This window comes from Couchioplanes azureus, assembly GCF_014648355.1.
Taxonomy (GTDB): Bacteria; Actinomycetota; Actinomycetes; order Mycobacteriales; family Micromonosporaceae; genus Actinoplanes; species Actinoplanes azureus.
The window spans coordinates 1-773 of record NZ_BMQY01000044.1; the positions used below are offsets into that span (position 1 = coordinate 1).

Sequence of the window (773 nt, forward strand, 5' to 3'; positions counted from 1 at the left end):
TGCCGACCGTGCTGGTGTGCTGCGGCGGGACCGTGGTCGCGGTGCCGGTGGCCTGGGTGTGGCGGGTGACCGCCGAGGCGAGCCGGGGCGCGGTGTCGCCCGACGTGGCGGCGAGTCAGTACCTGCAGGCGCTGAGCTACGGCGCCGAGGAAGGCCTGATCAACGTGCTCGACGATGAGCGTGAGGACGAGCTGGTGGCCGGGTGGCGGGCGTACCGCGACGCGATGAAGAGCAGCGACGCGGTCCGGCTGAGCTTCGGCACGCTGACGGTCCGCGAGCTGGAGGAGGGCCGGGTCGAGGTGGCGGTGGACGTGCAGGCGGTCTGGTGGGGCTCCGGCGGAAGCGCGCTGAGCTACCAGAGCACTGTGCACCCGTGGCGGTTCGAGACCCGCGACGATGACGGTTGGCAGATCGTTGCGGTGGAGGCGCCCGCGTGGTGTGGCGTCTATGTACGGGCGGACGCGTGCTGAGGAAGCCTCACCGTACCGCCGGTCACCCGGCTCGCCGCGTACGTCCGGTTCTTCGCCAGGGTTCGTGGTGGCAAAGTTGTGCCCCCCGGAAAGCCGATCTCCGGGGGGCACCGAGTCAGAAGAAGACCACTCTCTCCTTGGTCCCGGTTTTGGGATCTTCCACGAAGATCAACATGCCCTCTTCAGCCCTTTTGACCAGGTATGCATAGAATTGCACCGCCCGGTTTAGTACGTCTGTACGGGTGTCTCCGGTGACCTCGCTGGCCACGTCAAGAGCGGCGATCGCACGGGGCACGAAGTTGG

At 67.8% G+C, this 773-nt stretch carries 2 protein-coding genes; one reads left to right on the plus strand and one right to left on the minus strand.

Annotated elements, in window-relative coordinates:
• A partial coding sequence (locus IEY99_RS33795; RefSeq protein ID WP_189208195.1) for a hypothetical protein occupies positions 1 to 470 on the plus strand: 470 nt, incomplete at its 5' end.
• A 115-nt stretch (positions 471 to 585) separates the two neighbouring features.
• Here the strand turns inward: IEY99_RS33795 and IEY99_RS34800 are convergent.
• Positions 586 to 773 (minus strand): hypothetical protein (locus IEY99_RS34800; protein WP_229799509.1); only part of this gene is annotated, 188 nt, incomplete at its 5' end.